The 19,669-nt window shown below is 71.1% G+C and carries 16 protein-coding genes and 1 pseudogene; 9 read left to right on the forward strand and 8 right to left on the reverse strand.

Annotated elements, in window-relative coordinates:
* Window positions 1-145: 145 nt before the first annotated feature.
* The gene (locus KHP12_RS14170) at window positions 146-3,832 is read left to right on the forward strand and encodes a S8 family serine peptidase (protein ID WP_211833012.1); all 3,687 of its coding nucleotides are present in this window, start codon (window positions 146-148) and stop codon (window positions 3,830-3,832) included.
* 86 nt (window positions 3,833-3,918) lie between these two features.
* On the forward strand, window positions 3,919-4,938 hold the full coding sequence (locus tag KHP12_RS14175; protein WP_086880734.1) for a response regulator transcription factor: 1,020 nt from the start codon (window positions 3,919-3,921) through the stop codon (window positions 4,936-4,938).
* Window positions 4,939-5,026: 88 nt separating this feature from the next.
* Here KHP12_RS14175 and KHP12_RS14180 read toward each other — a convergent pair whose 3' ends face one another.
* Window positions 5,027-5,821: an IclR family transcriptional regulator gene (locus KHP12_RS14180; RefSeq protein WP_210610143.1), complete on the reverse strand. Its 795-nt coding sequence runs from the start codon at window positions 5,819-5,821 to the stop codon at window positions 5,027-5,029.
* A gap of 171 nt (window positions 5,822-5,992) precedes the next feature.
* On the opposite strand from KHP12_RS14180, the gene KHP12_RS14185 reads away from it, so the two are divergent.
* Both KHP12_RS14185 and KHP12_RS14190 read left to right on the forward strand, forming a co-directional pair.
* A complete protein-coding gene (locus tag KHP12_RS14185) occupies window positions 5,993-7,951 on the forward strand; it encodes a GDSL-type esterase/lipase family protein (protein WP_246643108.1) in 1,959 nt (652 codons plus the stop codon).
* Between the two features lie 49 nt (window positions 7,952-8,000).
* Window positions 8,001-8,966 (forward strand): LLM class F420-dependent oxidoreductase, encoded by a 966-nt coding sequence (locus tag KHP12_RS14190; RefSeq protein WP_086886127.1) that lies wholly within the window; start codon window positions 8,001-8,003, stop codon window positions 8,964-8,966.
* Here the strand turns inward: KHP12_RS14190 and KHP12_RS14195 are convergent.
* Window positions 8,961-9,893, reverse strand: a complete 933-nt coding sequence (locus KHP12_RS14195) for a LysR family transcriptional regulator (protein WP_086886131.1) — start codon at window positions 9,891-9,893, stop codon at window positions 8,961-8,963. The two genes, KHP12_RS14190 and KHP12_RS14195, sit on opposite strands and share 6 nt — an antisense overlap.
* 523 nt (window positions 9,894-10,416) lie before the next feature.
* Here KHP12_RS14195 and sfnG point away from each other — a divergent pair.
* The 4 genes from sfnG to KHP12_RS14215 all read left to right on the forward strand — a co-directional run bounded on the left by sfnG (window position 10,417) and on the right by KHP12_RS14215 (window position 14,556).
* Window positions 10,417-11,526 carry a dimethylsulfone monooxygenase SfnG gene (gene sfnG / locus KHP12_RS14200; RefSeq protein ID WP_086886128.1) on the forward strand — a complete coding sequence of 370 codons (1,110 nt, stop codon included), beginning with the start codon at window positions 10,417-10,419 and terminating at the stop codon, window positions 11,524-11,526.
* Window positions 11,527-11,602: 76 nt separating this feature from the next.
* Window positions 11,603-12,157: an NADPH-dependent FMN reductase gene (gene ssuE / locus KHP12_RS14205; RefSeq protein WP_086886129.1), complete on the forward strand. Its 555-nt coding sequence runs from the start codon at window positions 11,603-11,605 to the stop codon at window positions 12,155-12,157.
* Window positions 12,158-12,159: 2 nt separating this feature from the next.
* Window positions 12,160-13,359 (forward strand): SfnB family sulfur acquisition oxidoreductase, encoded by a 1,200-nt coding sequence (locus KHP12_RS14210; protein WP_086886130.1) that lies wholly within the window; start codon window positions 12,160-12,162, stop codon window positions 13,357-13,359.
* Window positions 13,360-13,395: 36 nt separating this feature from the next.
* Complete coding sequence (locus KHP12_RS14215; RefSeq protein WP_210610139.1) at window positions 13,396-14,556, forward strand: LLM class flavin-dependent oxidoreductase; 1,161 nt, start codon at window positions 13,396-13,398, stop codon at window positions 14,554-14,556.
* A gap of 57 nt (window positions 14,557-14,613) precedes the next feature.
* Here the strand turns inward: KHP12_RS14215 and KHP12_RS14220 are convergent, their stop codons facing one another.
* Window positions 14,614-14,799, reverse strand: coding sequence for a DUF397 domain-containing protein (locus KHP12_RS14220; protein ID WP_086885034.1), 186 nt, complete (start codon window positions 14,797-14,799; stop codon window positions 14,614-14,616).
* Window positions 14,796-15,653 carry a helix-turn-helix domain-containing protein gene (locus tag KHP12_RS14225; protein WP_086885033.1) on the reverse strand — a complete coding sequence of 286 codons (858 nt, stop codon included), beginning with the start codon at window positions 15,651-15,653 and terminating at the stop codon, window positions 14,796-14,798. The genes KHP12_RS14220 and KHP12_RS14225 overlap by 4 nt, the downstream gene beginning before the upstream one ends.
* Before the next feature lie 163 nt (window positions 15,654-15,816).
* Here KHP12_RS14225 and KHP12_RS14230 point away from each other — a divergent pair, with 163 nt between their 5' ends.
* Complete coding sequence (locus KHP12_RS14230) at window positions 15,817-16,254, forward strand: ATP-binding protein (protein ID WP_086885032.1); 438 nt, start codon at window positions 15,817-15,819, stop codon at window positions 16,252-16,254.
* Window positions 16,255-16,331: 77 nt separating this feature from the next.
* Here the strand turns inward: KHP12_RS14230 and KHP12_RS14235 are convergent, their stop codons facing one another.
* The 4 genes and pseudogenes from KHP12_RS14235 to KHP12_RS14250 all read right to left on the reverse strand — a co-directional run bounded on the left by KHP12_RS14235 (window position 16,332) and on the right by KHP12_RS14250 (window position 19,649).
* A complete protein-coding gene (locus KHP12_RS14235; RefSeq protein ID WP_344396073.1) occupies window positions 16,332-18,617 on the reverse strand; it encodes a glycosyl hydrolase family 95 catalytic domain-containing protein in 2,286 nt (761 codons plus the stop codon).
* Window positions 18,618-18,854: 237 nt separating this feature from the next.
* Window positions 18,855-18,941, reverse strand: a pseudogene (locus KHP12_RS53360) (ATP-binding cassette domain-containing protein); the annotation flags it as partial.
* A 121-nt stretch (window positions 18,942-19,062) separates the two neighbouring features.
* Window positions 19,063-19,443, reverse strand: coding sequence for a gas vesicle protein K (locus KHP12_RS14245; protein WP_246643546.1), 381 nt, complete (start codon window positions 19,441-19,443; stop codon window positions 19,063-19,065).
* Window positions 19,440-19,649, reverse strand: coding sequence for a gas vesicle protein (locus tag KHP12_RS14250; protein ID WP_037955600.1), 210 nt, complete (start codon window positions 19,647-19,649; stop codon window positions 19,440-19,442). Before KHP12_RS14250 ends, KHP12_RS14245 begins: the two co-directional genes overlap by 4 nt.
* Window positions 19,650-19,669 lie beyond the last annotated feature (20 nt).

Raw genomic sequence — 19,669 nt, forward strand, 5'->3', positions numbered from 1 at the left:
CTGCCGTTCCCCAACTCCTGTGGCCGTTCAGGGCGTTGGCACGCCCCGGCCACAGGATTCGCTTGAGCACATCCGCTCGCGGCCACCACTCTGATCGCACCTTCCGACAGGAGAGTCGGATTGCGATGAGGGAGGAAGCCAGCCGATGCGAAGATTGCGTCGCTTCTTGGCTGTGGTGGGCGCCGCCGGTGTGATGGGCGCCATGGCCGCTCCGGTGGCCAGCGGGCGGCCGTCCCAGGCCGCCGCGGAGGCCCCACCGGCCCGTACGCAGCAGCACACGGTCACCCTGATCACCGGCGACACGGTCAGCGTCACCACCGGCGCCGACGGAAAGTACGCGGTGGAGGTGGAGCGGGCGCCGGGCCGCGAGTCGGCGGAGTTCGTGACCACCCAGCAGGACAAGGACATCAGCGTCGTACCCGTGGACGCGCTCCGGCTGATGTCCAAGGGCCGGGTCGACGCGGGCCTGTTCAACATCACCCAGCTGGTGAAGCAGGGCTACGACGACCGGAAGACCGACTCGATCCCGGTCATCGCCTCCTACCGCGCCGACGGCGCGCACCCGACCCCCGAGGGCGCGCGCAAGACCCTCGCCCTCACCAGCGTGGACGGTGCGGCGCTCAGCGCCAGGAAGGCCGACGCGGCGGACTTCTGGGCCGACGTCACACGCGACAAGGGGTTACGGAAGCTCTGGCTGGACCGGAAGGTCAAGGCGTCGCTCGACGTCAGCGTCCCGCAGATCGGCGCCCCGGAGATGTGGAAGGCCGGATACGACGGCAAGGGCGTGAAGGTCGCCGTGCTGGACACCGGCATCGACGCCACGCATCCGGACGTCAAGGACGCCGTCGCCGACTCCAAGAGCTTCGTCCCGGACCAGACCGTCAAGGACGGCCATGGCCACGGCACCCATGTGGCCGACACCATCGTGGGCAGCGGCGCCGGATCCGACGGGAAGTACAGGGGTGTGGCCCCGGGCGCGAAGCTGCTGGTCGGCAAGGTGATGAACGACGCGGGCGAGGGCTACTCGTCGTGGATCATCGAGGGCATGGAGTGGGCCGCCGCCTCCGGTGCCAAGGTCGTCTCCATGTCGCTCGGCGGCACGGCGTCCGGCCCCTCGGATCCCCTGAGCGAGGCGGTCGACCAGCTGTCGGCGTCCTCCGGGGCGCTGTTCGTGATCGCGGCGGGCAACTCCGGGCCGTTCGAAGGGACCGTGGAGACTCCCGGCATCGCCGACTCGGCCCTCACCGTCGGCGCCGTCGACAAGTCCGACAAGTGGGCCACCTTCTCCAGCCGTGGGCCGCGCTCCGGGGACTACGCGATCAAGCCCGAGATCACCGCCCCCGGTGTGAACATCACGGCGGCCCGCGCGGCCGGCACGTCCATGGGCACCCCCGTCAACGACCTGTACACCACGGCGAGCGGCACCTCCATGGCGACGCCGCATGTGGCGGGCGCGGCGGCGATCGTCGCGCAGGTCCACCCCGACTGGACCGGCTCGCAGCTCAAGGAGGCCCTGGCCGGCACCGCCAGGACCAGTACGGCGGACGGTCCCTTCACCCAGGGCGACGGCCGGGTCGACGTGCCGCGCGCGGCCACACAGAACGTCTTCGGGACCCCGATCCTCAGCTACGGCCAGTACGCGTACGACGCCGACAAGGCCGACCCCAAGGCCATCACGTACACCAACGCCACCGACAAGCCGGTGACGCTGAAGCTGGCGTCCTCGGTCGGCGACGACTCCCTGACCCTCGGCGCCGACACCGTGACCGTGCCCGCGAACGGCGAGGTGAAGGCCCTGGTCACCGTCGACCCGGCCAGGGCGAAAGCGGGCCGCCACGCCGGATACATCACCGCCACCGGCGACGACGGCGCGGGCGGCACGGTCAAGGTGACCACGGCCGTCGCCTACGAGAAGGCCGAGAAGCTCTACGACCTCAACGTCACGCTGCTGGACCGCGAGGGCAAGCAGTCGCCCGGGGCGGCGCTCTTCACCCTCCAGCGGCTCAGTGACGCGAGCCAGAACCAGTTCGGCTACATGAACGCCTCCGACTCCTTCCAGCTGCCGCCCGGCACCTACTCCCTCGCCACCTGGATCCCGGTCTACGACAGCGGGAAACACGAGGTCGCGACCAGCGTCGTGGGCGATCCGCAGATCGAGCTGAACCGCGACACCTCGCTCACCCTCGATGCCCGCAAGGCCGTCGAGATCAAGCCACAGACCAAGGAGAAGGACGCCGAATCCCAGGGCGTGACGACCTCCTGGCACCGGGAGCTGAAGGGCGGCAGTTCCTTCGGCCTGACCTACTCCATGGGCAAGTGGAGGAAACACATCTACGCGGCGCCGACCGAGAAGGTCACCGAGGGCTTCTTCGAGTTCTACAGCCGCTGGCGGCTGGAGAAGACGAAGCTGACCGCGAGCGTCACCAGTCCCGAGCGGGTCACGCTGAACCCGGAGTACGCGGATACGTACACCGGCTGGCCCGTCAAGATCGACGGTAAGCGGAAGGTGCGGCTGGTGTCGGCCGGGGCCGGTACGCCCGAGGACTTCGAGGGCCTGGACGTGAAGGGCAAGGCCGTGCTGGTGGGCCTGGCACCCGACGGATGGCCCGACGAAGCGGTCATCAACGCCACCAAGGCGGGCGCCGCGTACGTCCTCGTCTACCGCAAGACCACGCTCGGCCTGTGGATCACCGCGGTCGACAGCGCGACTATTCCCGTCATGTCCGTACCCGGCGAGGAGGGCGACAAGCTGCTCTCGCTGCTGGACGGCCAGTCCAAGGGGGTGACCCTCGAACTGGGCGGCACGGCCAACAGCCCGTACCTGTACGACGTCCTGCTGCCCGAGCGGGACGCCATCGGCGAGAACCTCACGTACCCCATCGACAGCCGCACCACCCACAAGGTCACCGCCCGCTACCACGCCCCCGGGAAGGATCAGCTCGGCGCCGAGGCCACCCACACCTACCGCCCCTACCAGCTCTTCTCGGTGGAGCAGAAGTCCGAGGTGCCGCTCGGCACCCAGCGCACCGAGTACTACAGCGCCGACCCCGACACCCGCGTCTGGCGCACCGCGATGCAGGACTACGACGGCGCCGGACGACAGTGGTCGCCGTTGCGGACCTATGCGCCCGGGACGAAGGAGACGGTGGACTGGCTGTCGCCGGTCATCCGGCCCACCACCGCGGCCGAGTTCGGCACCTCGGAGCGCGAGGGTGACCAACTCACCGTCGCCATACCGGAGTTCTCCGACTCGGGCACCGGACACTACGGCTCCGCGGGCGCGGCCAAGGACGGCATCGACGCGGTGAAGACCAGCCTGTACGCGGACGGCAAGCCGGTCGGCGAGGCCCCGTACGGCTCCGGCACCTTCCAGGTGCCCGCCGAGAAGGCCGCGTACCGGCTGACGATCGACGCCCGGCGGAAGGCCGACTGGTCGGCGTACTCGACCAGGACCACCACGCAATGGGACTTCGCCTCCGCGCACACCGCCCAGGCGACGGCGCTCCCCCTGCTCTCCGTCGACTACGACCTCGGCGTGGACCTGCTCGGCCGGGCCAAGGCGGGACGAAAGTTCGGCTTCGGCCTGACCCTTCGCCACCAGGAGGGCGCCGACACCGCGAAGTTCACCGGTGCGAAGGCATGGGTGTCCTACGACGACGGCACGACCTGGAAGAGGGTCGAGCTCACCCGCTCCGGCACGGGCTACCGGGCCGCGGTCGGCCATCCCCCGCTCGGCGCCACCAACGGCTTCGTCAGCCTGCGCGTCCAGGCCGCCGACGCGGACGGCAATCGAATCGATCAAACGGTCATTCGCGCATATGGCCTGAAGTAGGCCGAAAGCCTTCCTTCGGCGGTAACGAACAACGTCTAGCGTGCCGTTGATCGCATCGTTGCATCGACGCGCTGGAGCCGCCGCCAGTGGACAGCAGAGCATCCGTATCCGCATCCGACGAGACCCCTGCCACGAGCCCGAGCCCCTGGGCCGCGGCAGGGGTCTCCGACTTCGACGAAGCGCTGTACCACGCGATCCTCCACCAGCCCGAGGCGGGCATCACCGGCTGGTCGCGACTGCTCGGCGCCTCCCCGCCGCGGGTACGCCGCGCCTGCGCCCGGCTGCTCCGCCTCGGCCTGATCCAGGCCCCCGACTCCACCGGGGGGCTGCGGCCCGTCGACCCCCGTATCGCCGTACGGGCCCTCATCCGCAAGCGCGAGAGCGAATCCGACCTGCTCGCCGCCACCGCCGACGACATGGCCAAGATCTACGCCGCCGGGCTGCTGCGCGCCGAGCCGTCCTCGCTCGTCGAGGTCGTACGCGGCGAGAGCGCCAACGCCGCCCGGCTGGAGGAGCTGTACGCCCGCGCCGAACACGAGGTCTGCCTCTTCGACTCCCCGCCCTACCTCGCCCCGCTCACCCCGCAGCTGGACCTCCAGAGCGAGGTGCTGCGCCGTGGGGTCGCCTACCGCACCGTGTACTCCGTCACCTCGCTGGAGTCCCCCGACCTGCTGGCGTACGCGGAGGGCATGGTCGCGCTCGGCGAACAGGCCCGGGTGCTGCCGACCGTCCCCATGAAGCTGCTGGTGGTCGACGGCCGGACCGCGATGCTGCCGCTGACCAGCGCGGACGTCGGTCCGGCCTACTGCGCGGTGATCGTGCGGCACTCCGCCCTCACCGATGCCCTCCAGACGCTCTTCGAGACCTTCTGGCAGCAGGGGACCCCGCTGAGCGGTACGCCGGACGACGGTGCCGAGGAGCTCAGCGCGGCGGACCGTCGGCTGATCGGCCTGCTGGCGGCGGGCATGAAGGACGAGGCCATCGCCCGTCACCTCGGCGTGAGTCTGCGCACCCTGCGCCGCCGGGTCAGCGACCTCCAGCTCCGCCTCGCCGCCGCCGGGCGCTTCCAGGCGGGCGTCCGCGCCGCCCAACGGGGCTGGGCCTGACGCCGTGCGGAACCCGGGCCTGACGCCGTGCGGAACCCGGGCCTGGCACCGTGCGGAACCCGGGCCTGACACCGCGCGAAACCAGGGCCTACGGGCGCCACTGCGGCCCCGTGCCGCTCCCCCTCGGCACGACCGTCTCGATCTTCGCCCGGATCTCCCGCATCACCGCGACGATCCGCTCCTCCCGCCCCTCCGTCAGCCGGGCCGTCGGCACCGAGCAGCTGATCGCGTCCACCGCGGGTACGTCGTACCGCAGGGCGAACCCGAAGCCCACGATGCCCAGGACCCCCTCCTCCCGGTCGATGGCGTGGCCGCGCTCCCGCACCCGCTTCAGATCGGCCAGGAGCGAGGCGCGGGTGCGGTGGGTGTTGGGTGTCGCCTGGTCCAACTCCTCGCTCATCAACGGGAGTTCACGGTCGATCCGCTCGGCGAGCAGCGCCTTCCCCAGGGCCCCCACATGGGCCGGGAGCCGCCGCCCGACGCGGCTGAAGGGGCGCAGGTACTCATGCGATTCCCGCGTGGCGAGGTAGACGACATCGCCGCCGTCCAGCCGGGCGAAGTGAATGGTCTCGCCCAGCGCGTCGGACGCCTCGTCCAGATACGGGCGCGCCGCCCGCACCCGTGGATCGCTGTCCAGATAGCTGGTGCCGGTGAGCAGCGCGCGGATGCCGATGCCGTACAGCGAGCCGGTGACATCGGTGCGCACCCAGCCGCGGTCGATCAGGGTCTTGAGGAGGGCGTACATACTGCTGCGCGGAACGCCGAGCTCCTCGGCGAGCTCGCGCAGCCGGGCCGGCTGCTCGCCGCGCGCGGCGAGCAGCTCCAGCAGTTCCACGGTGCGGCCCGCGGACTTCACTTCGCGCACCCCACCGGTTTCCGCCATGGCTCACATCGTAACTGTCGCCGTACACCTTGACGTTGAACCGATTCAAGGCTTCCATCGTGGGGCCACGACGCCTGGGAGCGCTCCCAGACCTCCCCGGCAGCCCCCTCCCCCGAGAGGACCCCCATGCGATCGATCCCGCACTCCATACGCAGACTCTTCGCTCTTGTCATGACCGCGTCGCTCTGCGCGCTGGGGCTGAGCCTCGGCGTCACCTCCACCGCGCGGGCGGCGGCCCTGGGGAACGGCTCGGTGACCGACCCCAACATCGTCTACACCGGCCGCTGGGACCTCGGCTCCGCCGGCGCAGCCGTCCCCAACTGGACCGGCGGCTACCTCCAGACGGCGTTCACCGGCACCACCGTGAAGGTCAAGGCCCGCGAGGCGGTGAACTTCTACGCGAGCGTCGACGGCGGCCCCGATGTCTTCTACGCGGGCGTCAAGGGCACCGTCACCCTCACCCCGCAGCCGCTCCCCCAGGGCACCCACACCCTCCGCGTCTCCTACCGCTCCGGCGACACCGTCTTCCAGGGCCTGGTCCTGGACGCGGGCGCGGGCACGGTCGCCCCGCGCGTCCCGTCCGGGCTCATCGAGTTCGTGGGCGACTCCATCACCGCGGGCGCCCTCACCGACCGGCTCGCGCTGGACTCGTACGGCTGGAAGACCGGCGAGCGGCTGGGCATGCTCCACACCCAGATCGCCCGCTCGGGCTACTGCCTGGTCGGCAAGGACGGCTGTACGGGCCTGGCCACGCAGTTCTTCAAGACGGCCTCCACCGGCGATCAGAACTGGGACTTCTCCCGCTACCAGGCCAGTGCGGTGGTCATCAACCTGGGCACCAATGACATCGGGCACGGCGTCACCGGGCCTGAGTTCCAGTCCGCGTACACCGGCCTCCTCCGCGACATCCGCGCCACGTACCCGAACGCCGCGCTCTTCGCCGTCCAGACCCTCAAGAAGCGCTATGTGACGGAGACCAAGGCGGCCGTGAGCGCGCGCAACGCGGCGGGCGACGCCAAGGTGACGTACGTCGACACCACCGGCTGGCTGACCGACGGCACGGACTACGAGGACGGCAACGGCCACCCCAACGAGGCGGGCCACACCAAGTTCGCCGACCGCCTGGCGCCGATCATCGCCGCGAAACTCGGCACCGCGCCCCTGAAGGCCGCGCCCGGCCAGCCGGGCGACCCCAACATCCGGTTCACCGGCCGCTGGGACACCAAGAGCTCGGCCACCGCCTACACCCCCTACTGGGCGGGCGCGTACTTCCGCACCGGCTTCACCGGCCGCACCGTCAAGCTCAAGCAGCGCAACGCGATCGACCTGTGGGCCAGCATCGACGGCGGCCCCGCCACCTTCTACGACGAGGCCAAGGGCACGGTGAACCTCACCCCGGCCCCGCTCGCCGCCGGAAACCACACGCTCCAGGTCAACTACCAGGTGGTCGCGGGCTCCTACCACGGTGACGCGGTCTTCCAGGGCCTGGCGCTCGACAGCGGCGCCACCACCTTCGCGCCGCCCGGCCCCAAGAACCTCATCGAATTCGTCGGCGACTCGATCACTGTCGGCACCACCACCTCGCAGAACGCCCGCACCGCCTACGGATGGCTCATCGGCGAACGGCTCGGCGCCGACCACACCCAGATCGCCCAGGGCGGCGCGGCCCTGGTCGACACGGCGGACGACCGGATGAGCCTGGAGCAGCAGTTCACCAAGCTGAACCCGAACGCCGCCACGCCCGACTGGGACTTCTCCCGCTACCAGGCGAGCGCGGTGGTCATCAACCTCGGCACCAACGATGTGGGCCGCGGGGTGACCCCGGCGCAGTTCCAGGCGTCCTACGCGAGTCTGCTGCGCAAGGTCCGCACCGCCTACCCGAACGCCTGGATCTTCGCGCTGCGCACCTTCAGCGGCCGGTTCGGCGCCGAGACCAAGGCCGCCGTGACGGCCTCCGGCGACACCAGGGCTTCCTACGTCGACACCACCGGCTGGCTCGCCGCCGACGACCTCTCGGACTCCGTCCACCCCAATGACAAGGGCCACCGCACCATCGCCGACCGCCTGGCCCCGGTCATCTCCGAGCGTCTCCCGGGCCTACCGCACGTGAGCCGCCACGACCCACGGTGACCAGCCGTTCGTCCCGTTTGGACGGCGCGGGGAGCGGTACTCGGGGGTCATGGTTCGATGGGGATACACGATGATGACCGAGCAGGCCGGTCCACGTCAGCTCGTCGACGACGTGGTCCGGGCCGAGCAGGTCGGGTTCGACTTCTCGGTGACGTCCGACCACTACTTCCCGTGGCTGGACTCCCAGGGGCACGCCCCGTACGCCTGGAGCGTGCTGGGCGCCGCCGCGCAGGCCACGTCCTCGATCCCGCTGACGACGTATGTCACCTGCCCCACCGTGCGCTACCACCCGGCGGTGGTGGCGCAGAAGGCGGCGACGCTCCAGCTGCTGTCCGAGGGGCGGTTCCGGCTGGGGCTCGGGTCCGGCGAGAACCTGAACGAGCATGTGGTCGGGCAGGGCTGGCCGTCGGCGGATGTGCGGCACGAGATGCTGGAAGAGGCGATCGAGATCATCCGGGCGCTGTTCGGCGGTGGCTATGTCAACCATCACGGCACCCACTACGACGTCGACTCGGCGAAGCTGTGGGATCTGCCGGACCAGCCGCCGCCCATCGGCGTGGCCGTCTCCGGGCCGCAGTCCTGCCGGCTGGCCGGGCGGCTGGCCGACATCCTGATCGCCACGGAGCCCAAGTCCGAGCTGGTGGGGGACTTCGAGCGCAACGGCGGCGGCGGGAAGCCCCGGATCGGCCAGATCCCGGTCTGTTACGACCCCGACCGGGACGCGGCGATCGCGCGCGCCCATGACCAGTTCCGCTGGTTCGGGAGCGGCTGGAAGGTCAACTCGGAGCTGCCGGGGCCCGCCTCCTTCGCGGGCGCCACCCAGTTCGTCCGGCCCGAGGACGTGGCCGCGTCCATTCCGTGCGGTGATGATGTCGGGGAGTTCACGGAGCTGATCCGGCCCTTCGTCGACGCGGGCTTCACCGATGTCGCCCTCGTCCAGATCGGCGGCGACCATCAGCGGCCGTTCCTGGACTGGGCCGAGAAGCGGCTGCTGCCCGCGCTCAGGGAGCTATAGCCCCCGGGGCGCCCGGGGAGTCGCAGGAGTCTCCGCGCGCCGTACGAAGAGCTCGTGCAGGTCGCGTACGGCGCGCGGCACCGAGCCCGAGCGGCGGCGCTGGACCATCAGCAGCACCTCGGTGGCCTCGCCGTCCGCGAGCGTCCGGTGGGTGATCGCGCCCCCGCGCTCCAGGGGGTCGCCGATGACGCTGAAGTCGGGGAGCACGGTGACACCGAGCCCCTCGGCCACCATCAGCTTGCCCATCTCGGCCCCGTCGGTGGAGTACGAGAAGGACGGGGTGCGCCCGGCCAGCAGCCGGTGGATGAAGCGGTGCATCAGATAGCCGGAGCGCATCACGATCAGCGGCTCCCGCCCGTCCAGCAGATCCGCCGCGCTCACCGTCGGCCGGGCGGCCAGCGGGCTGTCCGGGCGCAGACAGACCACCGGGCGGCCGCGCAGCAGCACGGTGGTCTCCAGGGCGGGCGGAACGTCGTCGCCCTGGAGGCAGTTGACCAGCCCCAGGTCGAAACTCCCCTCCAGCAGCGCCCGGTGGATCTCGGCCTGCTGCGCGCCCACCACCTCGACCTGGGTCGCCGGGTGGGTGGCGCGGAACTCCCGGACGGCCGGGATCAGCAGCGGGACGGTCGCGGTGTTGACCGTGCCCAGCCGGATCATCCGGCTGACCCGGTGCTGGTCCCCGGCGGCGCCGCGCAGCCGGTCGACGGCCTCGATGACGCCCGCGATATGCGGCAGCAGCTCCCGTCCCTCCGCGCTGATCGTCGCGCCGGAGCGCTTGCGCTCCAGCAGATCCACGCCGAGTTCGCGTTCGAGATTGCGCACCGTCTCGCTGAGCGCCGGCTGGGACAGATGCAGTTCCTCGGCGGCGCGGCGGAGCGATCCGAGGCGGGTGACGGCGGCGATGTATTCCAGCTGTTCAATTCGCACACTGCGCACCCTGCCCGCGCGGGCCCGCCCGCTTCAAGGGAATCCCTGTCACGGTCTCATGAATACCGACTCACGCCCCGGCCCGCCTCCCGGGTAATCTCGAAGCGGGCGCCGCGGAAATTCCGCGGCCCGGCCCACGCGTCCGGGATATGGAATGACACCCGGGCCTTCTTGACCGGCAGGACTTCCCCCTGGTTGGATCGGTGACATGAAGCGACAGGACCTCACGCGGCGACGCCACGTCGACCTCGCGCGTGTCTCCAGCGCGTCCTGTTGCTGTCCGGCCTGACCCGCCGTACGGGTCCGAGCGAGCCCTGAGGGATCGCCTCCGCTTCGCTCCCCGTCGCCTCCCATGATCGGGAAAGGCTTCTAGCCGCCGCCACCGAAAAAATGCGGCCGCGCCGTCCCGCCTTTGCGCCCATTCGCGCTGCCCGGTCTTTCCGCGCCCCCGCCCCGGATGAATTCCGCTCGACGCCGGGGCGCCGATTCGCCATGCCCGTATTCGTTCCACCGGGAGTTCCTCATGCCCGCAGAACCCCTCCGTTTCGCCTATTGGGTACCCAATGTCAGCGGCGGACTGGTCACCAGCACCATCGAGCAGCGCACCGACTGGGGCTACGACTACAACCGCGATCTGGCCGTGCTCGCCGAGAACAACGGCTTCGACTACGCCCTCAGCCAGGTCCGCTACATGGCCAGCTACGGCGCCGAGTACCAGCACGAGTCGACCAGTTTCAGCCTCGCGCTGCTGCTGGCCACCCAGCGGCTGAAGGTCATCGCCGCCGTCCACCCCGGACTGTGGCACCCCGGCGTCCTGGCCAAGCTGGGTGCCACCGCCGATCACCTGTCCGACGGGCGGTTCGCGGTGAACGTGGTCAGCGGCTGGTTCAAGGGCGAGTTCACCGCGCTGGGCGAGCCCTGGCTGGAGCACGACGAGCGCTACCGCCGCTCCGAGGAGTTCATCCGGGCGCTGCGCGCCATCTGGACGCAAGACCACGCCGAACTGGCCGGGGACTTCTACCGGATCCGTGACTTCTCCCTCAAGCCCAAGCCGCTGAGCAGCCCCGGGCGCCCGCATCCGGAGATCTTCCAGGGCGGCAACTCCACCGCCGCCCGCGCCATGGCGGGCCGGGTCTCGGACTGGTACTTCAGCAACGGCAAGGACTTCGACGGCGTCACCGAGCAGATCAGGGACGTCCGCGCCTCCGCCGCCACCGTCGGCCGCCCCGCCCCCGGCTTCGCCCTCAACGCCTTCCTCATCGCCCGCGACACCGAGGCCGAGGCCCGCGAGACCCTCCGCGAGATCGTCGCCAAGGCCGACACCGAGGCCGTGGCCGGATTCCGTGGCGCCGTCCAGCAGGCGGGCCGGTCCACCGCCGACGGCAAGGGCATGTGGCAGGACTCCTCCTTCGAGGACCTGGTCCAGTACAACGACGGCTTCCGTACGGGGCTGATCGGCACCCCCGAGCAGATCGCCGAGCGCATCGTGGCGTACAAGCGGCTCGGCGTGGACCTCTTCCTCCTGGGCTTCCTGCACTACCTGGAGGAGGTCGAGTACTTCGGCGAGCGGGTGCTGCCGCTGGTCCGCGAGCTGGAGGCGGAGCTGCCGGAGCCCGTGCCCGCGCTGCCCTGACCGCCGCCGGCGTTCCCGCCGCCGTTCCCGCCGGCTCACGATCCCACCGCCTCGACCGCCTCACGAAGGGTTGCTCATGGCCACCGTCCTGTCCCTCTCCGGCTCCCCCTCCGCCACCTCCCGCACCGCCCGGCTGCTGCGCCATCTGGACGCCCGGCTCACCGCCCAGGGCCATCATGTGATCCCACTCGACGTCCGCACCCTGCCCGCCGCCGCGCTGCTCGGCGCGGACTTCTCGCATCCGGCCATCGTCCGGGCCAAGGCGCTGGTCGAGCAGGCGGACGGGCTCGTGGTGGGGACGCCGGTCTACAAGGCCGCCTACTCCGGGCTGCTGAAGTCCCTGCTGGACCTGTTGCCGCAGTACGCGCTCGCGGGCAAGACCGTGCTGCCGCTGGCCACCGGTGGCACCACCGCCCATGTCCTGGCCATCGACTACGCATTGCGGCCGGTGCTGTCCTCCATGGGCGCGGCCCATATCGTCCAGGGCTGGTTCACCCTGGACAAGGACATCACGGTCGAGCCGGACGGCGGGGTGAGCGTGGCGGCGGGGGCCGCCGAAGCGCTGGAGCAGGTCGTCGACCAGTTCTCGGCGGCGCTCGGCCACACCACCGTACTGGCCGCGGCGAGCTGACCGTGTCGTCCCTGCCCGAGCCCGCCCATGTCATCGCCGATGACACCGAGGCGCTGAAGGTGGCCGCGGCGCTGGCCGAGGAGTTCCGTACCGGCGCCGCCGAGCGCGACGCACGGCGCCGGCTGCCGCGTGCCGAACTGGACCGGCTGTCCGCGTCCGGGCTGCCGGCGATCACCGTCCCCGCGGAGTACGGCGGGGCGGACGTGTCGGCCGTGACCCTCGCCGAGGTGTTCCGGCTGCTCGCCGCCGCCGACGCCAGCCTCGCCCAGATCCCGCAGAGCCACTTCGTGTACATCAATGTGCTGCGCCGTCAGGGCACGCAGGCGCAGCAGGCGTTCTTCTTCGGCGAGGTGCTGGCGGGGAAGCGGTTCGGCAACGCCCAGTCGGAGGCGGGCACCCGCCACATCCAGGACATCCGCACCCGCCTCGCCCCGGCCGCCGACGGCTCGTACACCCTGACCGGTGTCAAGCACTACTCCACCGGCGCGCTGTTCGCCGACTGGATCCCGGTGCTGGCCCGCGCGGAGGACGACGACCTGCACGTGGCCTATGTGCCACGGGACGCGCCCGGTCTGACCGTCGTGGACGACTGGGACGGCATGGGCCAGCGCACGACCGCGAGCGGCACCGTCCGGCTGGAGGCCGTGCCCGTCCCAGCCGACCGGGTCGTACCGCACCATCTCACCTTTCGCGGGCCCCAACTGCACGGCGCGGTAGCGCAGTTGCTGCACGCGGCCATCGACGCCGGGATCGCCTCGGGGGCACTGGCGGAGGCGGTGGCCTTCGTCCGCACCAAGAGCCGCCCCTGGTTCGAGAGCGGCTTCGAGACCGCCGCCGAGGATCCGCTGCTCATCCAGCGCTTCGGCGAGCTGGCCCTCCAGGTCCGGGGCGCCGAGGCCCTGCTGTCCGCCGCCGCCCGGGCCGTGGACACCGCCCGTGGCCACCTCGACGAGGACACCGCCGCCGAGGCGTCGATCGCGGTGGCCGCGGCCAAGGTGGCGGCGGCCACCGCGGCCGTGGAGACGGGCAGTTCGCTGTTCGAGGTGTCCGGCACCCGCTCGGCCCTGGACGCTCTGGGCCTGCACCGCCACTGGCGGGACGCCCGTACCCACACCCTGCACGACCCGGCCCGCTGGAAGGTCCAGCACATCGGCCGCTATGTGCTGAACGGCACGAAACCGCCCCGCCACGGCCTTCTGTAGCCCCCACCCCCGCACACCCCTGAACGGAGCCGCACCATGTCCCTCACCTTCCACTGGTTCCTGCCCACCAACGGCGACAGCCGCCATGTCGTCGGCGGTGGCCATGGCACCCCCGTCACCTCGGCCGGAGGGGACCGTCCGCCATCCGTCGGCTATCTCTCCCAGATCGCCCGCGCCGCCGAACACCTCGGCTTCGCCGGTGCGCTGACCCCGACCGGCGCCTGGTGCGAGGACGCCTGGCTGACCACCGCGATGGTCAGCCAGCACACCGAGCGGCTGAAGTTCCTGGTGGCGTTCCGCCCCGGCTTTCTCTCGCCCACCTTCGCCGCCCAGATGGCCTCCACCTACCAGCGGCAGACCGGCGGACGGCTGATGCTCAACGTGGTCACCGGCGGCGAGAGCCAGGAGCAGCGCGGCTACGGCGACTTCCTCGACAAGGAGGCCCGCTACGCCCGCACCGGCGAGTTCCTGGGCATCGTCCGCGACCTGTGGGACGGCAAGACCGTCGACCACACCGGCGAACACCTCCATGTCGAGGGCGCCAAGCTGGCCCGGTTCCCCGACCCGATCCCCCAGGTCTACTTCGGCGGCTCGTCCCCCGCCGCCGGTCAGGTCGCCGCCCGCCACTCCGATGTCTACCTCACCTGGGGCGAGCCGCCCGCCCAGGTCGCGAAGAAGATCGCCTGGATCCGCTCCCTCGCCGCCGAGCAGGGCCGTACGATCCGCTTCGGCATCCGGCTGCACGTCATCACCCGCGACACCGCCGAGCAGGCGTGGGCCGAGGCACGCCGACTGCTCGACGGCTTCGACCCGGAGACCGTGCGCTCCATCCAGGCCGGCCTCGGCCGCAGCGAGTCCGAGGGCCAGCAGCGCATGCTCGCCCTGCACGGCGGCAGCCTGGACAACCTCGAGATCTACCCCAACCTCTGGGCCGGTGTCGGCCTGGTCCGCGGCGGCGCGGGCACGGCGCTGGTGGGCAGCCACGCCGAGGTCGCCGAGCGGATCACCGAGTACCACCGCCTCGGCATCGACGAGTTCATCCTGTCCGGCTATCCGCACCTGGAGGAGGCGTACTGGTTCGGCGAGGGCGTCCTGCCCCTGCTGCGACGGCAGGGCCTGTGGTCCCACCCCTTCCAGCCCGCCGCCCCCGAACAGCCCACCGTGCAGGTCCCCTTCGCGGCTGCCGGGAGCTCCTGATGTCCCGGTGACGTCGGGTGGCGTGCCCGCGGTCGAGTCCGCGGGCGCGCCTCCGGCTCAGCCGTGTGCGGCGAACCGGACGAACCGCGCCCAGCCGTCACGGCTGACGGCGAGACCGGGGCGCGCCGTGTCCTTGGAGTCCCGTACGTGGACGGCTCCTTCGGTGACGGCGACCTCCACGCAGTCGTCTCCTTGACTGCCGCTGTAGCTGGACTTGAACCAGGTGAGTTCCGCCCTACTCATAGGTCTCCTCGCAGTCGCTCCAGCAGGCCACGGGAGTCTTGGGGTGTCAGGGCCTGCGAGCGCAGTGTGTCATAGCGCTGGTGGAGGAGGCGTACCTCTATCGAGTCGGCAATCAGCCGTCCGTTCTGCTGACCCTCCGAGTAGGCATAGCGCCGCCCTTCCAGTGTTTCCAGCAGCCGAACAGGTCCGTCCAGGCACGCGTGCAACTCAGCTTCGAGGGGGACGACTTGCAGCTTCACGTTACGCAGCGCGCTGCGCTCCAGCACGTGGTCGAACAAGCGCCGCCTCTGCTCTCTGTCGCCGAACCCGCGCCGGAAGACGGCCTCCTCCACGATGAAGCTGAACGGGACGTGCGGCCGCTCGTGCAGCATCTTCTGCCGCTCGGTCCGCGCCACGAGCTGGGCCTCCAACTGCTCATCCGTCAGCAGAGGGATGGTGCCATCGAACACCGCCCGCGCGTAGTCCTCCGACTGCAACAACCCCGGCACCAACCGACACTCGTACGTGCACAGGCTCACCGCCACCCGCTCCAGCCGTGCCCACCGCCGGAACCACGCCGCCAGCCCCGGCTCACCCCGCGCGAGGAATCGGGCCGCCTTCCGCAGCGCTCCCGTGTTGCCCAGGACCTCCTCCGCCCGCTCCACGAACGACTCGTCCGGCATGCGCCGCCCCAGCTCCACCGATGCCACGGTGTGCTTCGAGAACCGGACCAGCTCCCCGAACTGAGCCCGGGTGAGGCCCGCGTGTTCGCGGAGGGCCTGGACCACGGCCCCGAAGGTCCGCAGACTGTCGGAGGGGTCGGGCTCCCGTTCCCCGTCACCGTCCCCGGCCACACAGGTGTTGTCGGTCGTCATACGCGGACACCTCCAGGTGCGTACGTGCGAGGGCCCCCGCGCTCGACTCACCCAGGGTGACGGATCAACGGGTGTACCGTCCACCGAACGCGCATGTACGCTGACGCTGCGTACGCGGCGCGCCACTGGTGAAGGCCGCCGCTCACCCACCACCGTGGCCCCCATGAACGCAAGCACGCCCCAAATCCCCGCCACGAGCTGGGCCTTTACCCAACGCCTGTCCTCCACGCGGCGCGGGGCCCGGCTGGCCCGGCTGCTCGCCGTGGAGCAGCTCCGCGCCTGGCCCGTGTCACCCGCCGTCGCCGACCGCGCCGTGGCGATCATCGCCGAGCTGAGCGCCAACGCGGCGCTGCACGGGCGCGTGCCGGGCCGGGACTTCCGGCTCGGTCTCGCCCTCGACGGCGCCACGGAAACCCTCCGTATCGAGGTCACCGACACCCGGAGCGAGCGGCAGCCCACCCTCCAGCCGCCCCCTCCCCCGGACCGTGAAACCGGGCGCGGCCTGCTGCTGGTGGACGCGCTCGCCGACCGCTGGGGCACCGAGCCGCACCATCCGGTGGGCAAGACGGTGTGGGCGGAGCTGGATTCCCGCACCGGCTGACCGGCGGTCGCGTGGCACGGCGCACCCCTGCCCGGCAGGGGTGCGCTCGCTCCTTTCGTTCGGGCGGCGGCCGCGGTTCAGTCCGGCAGGCCCCACGGCTTGGCGTCGCCGACGGCGGGGACATCGCGCGGGGCCGGGTCCGGGCGGTGGCCCCGGGGGGTGATGAGGGCCGTCTCGTCGCGGGCGAGGGGGATCTCGATACGGCCGGGGCCGGTGGTGCGGTAGTGGAGGGGGCGCCCCCGGTGGTCGCGGACGTCGATCGGGCCGGGGATGCCGTGGTGGAGGACGAGGGGGGCACCGGCCTCGCTGTGGACGCGGACCCAGCGGGTGCTCCCGGCCGAGCGGTCGGCGTCCACGAGGAAGGCGCCCTGGGTGCGCAGGGACTGGACCGAGAGGTCGGGCCAGCGGCGGGAGACGGACGGGAAGACCCGCACCACGCCGTTGTGGCTCTGGACGGCCATCTCCAGCACCGACTGGGCCGCCGTCAGGGGGCTCTCGGTGGCGAGGTTGCCGCCCTCGACGTACATGGTGTTCGGGGTGATCCAGGCGTTGTTCACCTTGTTGCCGCCGATGAGGAAGGTGAGGTGGTCCAGCGCCTCCTCGGGCCGTTCCATGCGCGATGCCATGGAGGAGGCCACCGCGTAGCTGTAACCGGCCCACAGGCTACGGTCCTTGACCCAGTGGTCGAAGGTGGTGCGCATGATGTCCCGGTCGGCCGGGCGGTCCCAGTCCAGCTCGTGCAGCGGGTAGAGCCAGAGCATATGGGAGAAGTGGCGGTGGGACTCGGTCAGCGGCTTGCCCGCGCCGATCATGATCCCGGTGGCATCGCGGGGGTAGGCCACCAGGCGGTCCAGGATCTCGCGCCAGCGCCGGGCGCGGGGGTGGTCGGTGCGCAGGATGCGCAGGCAGTCCAGGAGGGTGGCGCAGCCCCAGCGGAGCAGGGAGAGGTCGTAGGTGCAGTCCTCGGCGTCCGCCCACTCCGGTGAGCGGGTCAGCGGCAGATGCAGCTTCCCGTCGCCGCCCTCGTACAGGAAGTGGTCGTAGAAGTTCACCGCCTTGGCGAGGATCGGGTAGAGGACGTCGCGCACGATGCGGATGTCCATGGTGTGGCGGTAGCTGAGCCAGATGTTGTGCATGGCCCAGATGAGATTGCCGTTGTTGTCGGTCTTGGTGGAGGTGCCGGGGATGCCGACGGTCTTGGCGCCGGGGCGCAGCAGCCAATCGGAGGGGTGGGCGAGGGCGTAGGTGTCCCCGTCCTGGTACTCCGGGGGGACGGACAGCGGCAGGTTCTTCTCGAAGTCCCGGAAGGTGGAGGTCACGGAGTCGAGTTCGAGGTGGTTGGAGCCCTGGATCAGCCAGGTGGCGATCTGCACGTTGAGGTTCCACCACACCGCGGTCCAGCTGCCGCCGGTCTCCGGGTACCACGGCCCCCATTCGGACATCGAGGGCCCGTCGGCGCGGGTGGCGCAGGCCGCCTTGTAGAGCTGGATCCAGTAGAAGTGCTGAAGGCGCTTGTCGGGTACGGAGAGCAGGCTGCGCTGGTAGTAGCGGTGCCACCAGGCGCGGTGTGAGCGCACCAGGTCGTCCGGGTCCTCGGCCAAGGTGCGGGCCACCTCGGCGACGGCGAGTTCCGTGGTGCGCGAGAGGTCGCCGGGGTGGCGGTAGACGATGTGGGCGGCCAGCAGTCTGCCGGTGCCCACCCGCCGTTCGCGCCAGGCGGTGGTCCAGCCGCCGCCCGCGATCAGCGGCTGCTCCACATAGTGGGTGTCGCCGGCGGAGCCGGTGCGGGGGTCGGGGTTGCCGGTGTAGTCGGCGGGCTTGTCCTTGGTCCGGGGGGAGACCGCGGGCATCCATGTGAACGACCAGGCCGCGCTCTCCTCCCCCGCGCTGGGCCGGGTGAAGATCAGCAGCGCGGTACGGGCGTTGTGCACCAGCATGGTGAAGCGGACGCTGCCCCGGGTGGTGGTGACCGTGCCGCGCAGCTCGGCGTCCCACAGGTCGAGGGTCCAGTCGACCCCGGTCACCTCTCCGGCGAGGGTGAGGTCGAAGTGGCCGATGGGCAGCCGTGAGTAGCCGTACGGGGCGCGCCACTGGGGCCGCTGGTCCTGCACCTGGCTGTGGCTGAGCATGACTTTCACGGAGTTGGGCGTGGCGCCCTGGTACACCACCGCGCCGAGCAGGCCGTTGGCCAGGAAGGGTCCGTCCTTCCAGTCGCCGGGCAGCCGCCGCCACCGCGGGGCGGCGGCCCTGGCCATCCGCTCGGGCAGGGCCGCCGCTCCGCCGGACGCCTGGGGCGCGGCCCAGGCGGTGCCGGATCCGGCCAGCCAGCCCCCGGCGCCGACCGCGGCCGCGGTGCCGATCACACCTCTTCGAGAGATCCCGTTCCCTGTTGGCGCGGTCACGTATGTGCCTCCCATATCCGGTGGTGAACTACCGGCATGGTGCAGGGCCCGTGAGCACCTGGGAATACCTCCGACGTATAGAAATTCAGCCGGCTACGTATGCGCAGATGAGGTGGGCTCAGCTCCTCACATTGAACCGTCGAGTGTCAGAGTGAGCCGATGTCTCGCCTTCGACGGCCACAGTCACGGGCACGGTTCGAGGTCGACCAGGATCCGGGCCACCGTGGTCTTGCCGGAGCCGGACTCCCCGACGATGCCCAGCGAACCGCCCGCCGGGACGGAGAACGCCTCCCTGGACGAGGCACGGGCGGTCGAAGCGTCCCACCAACTGATCGTGCTGAGGCAGCAGTTGATCGACCGGCCCGAGCCGCGGCCGCGCAAGAGCTGAGCGGGCGCCTGGGGCTTCTCACCGGGAGGGCGGGGCCGCCGGGGAGCCGGCCGGGGAGAGCAGGGTGCCGAGCGGGCCGAGGTCGAGGTTGAGATCCGCCATCCGCAGGCCGTGACGGTCGCACATCTCCTCCATGCGCTGCTGGAGGATCATCAGCGTCATGCCGACGCGCTCCTCCTGCTCCTCCGTCAGATCGCCCTTGTCGATGCGGTGGAGCGCCTGGCGCTCCATCAGCTGACGCAGCAGCTCGACCACGGTCAGCACCAGCTTGGCCAGATCGCGTTCGACCGTGTCCGCGTCGGTGCGCAGCCGCTGGGCGGCGGCGCCGGAGGGGGCTGACATGCGCGGGTTTCCTTTCGTCGGGGCGTTCGCAGGGCACTCGTCAGGGGCATTCGTCAGGGCAGCAGCGGGGCCGGGTGTTCGGCGTCGACCGGAGCGATGACCGCGCGCAGGTCGATCCGTACGAGATCGACGTCCGCGATGGACAGGACGAGGTCCCCGGCGAGCACGACCCCGCCCTGGAGCAGCCGGTCCAGCAGGTCGATCAGGGCGACCTCGCGGCCCGCGAGCGCCCGTGCGTCCTCCTCGTCCAGCGCGCCGCTCATACGGCCTCGTCCAACGCGCC

The organism is Streptomyces asiaticus, from assembly GCF_018138715.1.
GTDB classification, from domain to species: Bacteria; Actinomycetota; Actinomycetes; order Streptomycetales; family Streptomycetaceae; genus Streptomyces; species Streptomyces asiaticus.